Source organism: Streptomyces sp. NPDC006265 (assembly GCF_040613555.1).
GTDB lineage: Bacteria > Actinomycetota > Actinomycetes > Streptomycetales > Streptomycetaceae > Streptomyces.
This window is the reverse complement of record NZ_JBEXSH010001129.1, coordinates 1-2,413: the sequence shown is the minus strand read 5'-3', so window position 1 is coordinate 2,413 and position 2,413 is coordinate 1. Positions and strand designations below refer to the sequence as shown.

3 protein-coding genes are annotated in these 2,413 nt (G+C 71.7%); all 3 read right to left on the bottom strand.

The window, feature by feature from the left end; genetic code table 11:
* Positions 1-930, bottom strand: a 930-nt coding sequence (locus ABZ281_RS46110; RefSeq protein ID WP_356664449.1) for an IMP dehydrogenase, incomplete at its 3' end; no start/stop codon positions are given.
* A 108-nt stretch (positions 931-1,038) separates the two neighbouring features.
* Positions 1,039-1,392, bottom strand: a complete 354-nt coding sequence (locus ABZ281_RS46105; protein WP_356664451.1) for a barstar family protein — start codon at positions 1,390-1,392, stop codon at positions 1,039-1,041.
* A 24-nt stretch (positions 1,393-1,416) separates the two neighbouring features.
* Positions 1,417-2,413 (bottom strand): sugar-binding domain-containing protein (locus tag ABZ281_RS46100; RefSeq protein ID WP_356664447.1); only part of this gene is annotated, 997 nt, incomplete at its 5' end.

The following is a 2,413-nucleotide window of genomic DNA, read 5'->3' as shown; positions in this document are numbered from 1 at the left end:
GACCGCAGCCTCACGTTCATCGGCTTCAACCTCGACGCCGTCATCGACGACCCGGAACTGGGGTCCCGTCTCCTCGCCGACTTCGAGGCCCGCGGCGGCCACCACGTTGCCCGCGACGATCGGCACCTGCGGGCCGAGGTCGCGCACCAGCTTCAGGGCGCTGATCATCGACTCCTGGTGGCCGTGGGCCGTGTCGATCACGAGCGCGTCGACACCCGCGTCCAGTAGTTCCTGCGCCTTGCCCGCGACGTCGCCGTTGATACCGACGGCGGCGGCGATGCGCAGCCGGCCCTGTGCGTCGGTGGCCGGCTGGTAGAGCGTGGCGCGCAGGGCGCCCTTGCGGGTCAGGATGCCGGCGAGCGAGCCGTCCTTGTTGACGGCGGGGGCGTAGCGGCGGTTGGCGTGGTCGAGGGTGTTGAAGGCCTCGCCCGGGTCCATGTCCGCGTCGATGAGCAGCAGGTCCCGGGACATGACCTCGGCGAGCTGCGTGAAGCGGTCCACGCCGGACAGGTCGGCGTCGGTGACCACGCCGACCGGCTTGTGGTTCTCGTCGACGACGACACCGGCGTCGTGCGCACGCTTGGGCAGCAGGGCCAGCGCGTCCGCCACCGTCTGGTGCGGGGACAGGATGATCGGGGTGTCCAGCACCAGGTGCCGGCTCTTCACCCAGGAGACGACGTCGGTGACCACGTCGTTCGGGATGTCCTGCGGTATCACCACGAGGCCGCCGCGGCGGGCCACGGTCTCGGCCATGCGGCGTCCGGCGATGGCGGTCATGTTCGCGACGACGAGCGGGATGGTGGTGCCCGTGCCGTCCGGGGAGCTGAGGTCGACGGCCTGCCGCGAACCCACCGCGGAGCGGCTCGGCACCATGAAGACGTCGTCGTACGTCAGGTCGTACCCGGGCTGGATGTCATTGAGGAAACGCACGTGCTGCACATCCCAGTCGATCAGAGGTGACCCCCGGACCGGCCGGCCAGGGGGAAAGAGCACGTACTTCATTCTCCCACGCCACCCGCCCGAACAACCCCCAGCGGATCATCCAGGCTGGTCAGGGGGCCTCTCGGAGGTTTCTCCAAGGCCGAGGGTCACGAACAGCCCCGGCCCCCGGTCCGTCGCCTCGGCGAAGATCTCCTCGGCGACCTGCCACTCGTCGGGCCGCGTCTCGGCGTACTTCCGCCAGCCCCGGACGACGACCAGCAGCCCCCGCTCCCCGGCCTCCTCGGGCCAGAGGGCGGGGTCGGCGAGGCAGTCGGCGAGGGCGTCCCAGTTGCGGCCGAACCAGTCGGGCAGGGCCAGGTCACGGGCGCAGCGGTCCATGAGGCCCGCCTTGTCCGTGACCCCGTCCAGGTCCAGGACGACCACGACCCGGCCCGCCGGATCGCCGGCCACCCCGCGCGTTTCCCCGGCCATCCGTCAGACCCCGTCCGGGTCGGACCGGTTGAGCGCGGACTTCGGCGGAGGGCCGGCCGTCATCAGGTAGTCCGCGGCCGACGTGTCCGTCACCAGGCTGGTGACGAGCCCGGACCGCAGCACCGCGTCGATCGCGGGCCCCTTGCGCTGTCCGCCCGCGATCGCCACGACCTCGGGGATCCGGCGGAGCTGGTCGGCCTTCACCGTGATGCACCGCTCGCCCAGGTCCCGGCCGACCCGGCGGCCGTCGGCGTCGAAGAGGTGCGCGGACATCTCGGCGGCGACACCGAGGGAGGCGTAGTGCGCGCGCTCCTCCTCGGTGAGCATGTCGTGCACCGTGGAGATGCCCGCCTCCCAGGATCCGATGGAGACACAGGCGACGGTGACCTTGTCGAAGTGCTCGAAGGCCCGGGCGATCCCCGTCTGGTTGCGCAGCGCCGAGGCCGTGGCGGCGTCGGGCAGCAGCATCGGCGCGTAGATGGGGTACGCGTCGCCGCCGGCCACCTGGGCGGCGCGGCGTACGGCCTCGACGGAACCGCGCTCGGCGGTCCCGGCGTCGTACACGCCCGTCAGCTGCACCACCGTGCACGGGGGCAGCCGGTCGAGCGCCGCCGCCATGTGGATGGTGGAGCGGCCCCAGGCCAGGCCCAGCACATCACCTTCGTCGACCAGTTCGCCGAGCAGGTCGGCGGCCACCTCTCCCAGGTTCTCGGGGTCGGGCGTCTCCTCGGCCTCGGCCGGAGACTCGACCACGACGGCGTGCCTGAGGCCGTAGCGGGCGCGGAGCGCGTCCGAGCGCTCGGCGTCCAGCTCGGCAGGCACACGGATCTCGATGCGTACGAGATCCCTCTCGAGGGCGGTCTCCAGGACCCGGGCCACTTTGAAGCGGCTGACGCCGAACTCCTCCGCGATCTGGATCTTGGACTTGCCCTCGAGATAGAAGCGGCGGGCCATGGCCGCCGCCTGCACCAGCTCAGCGGGTCCCATCCGCATGGCTGAC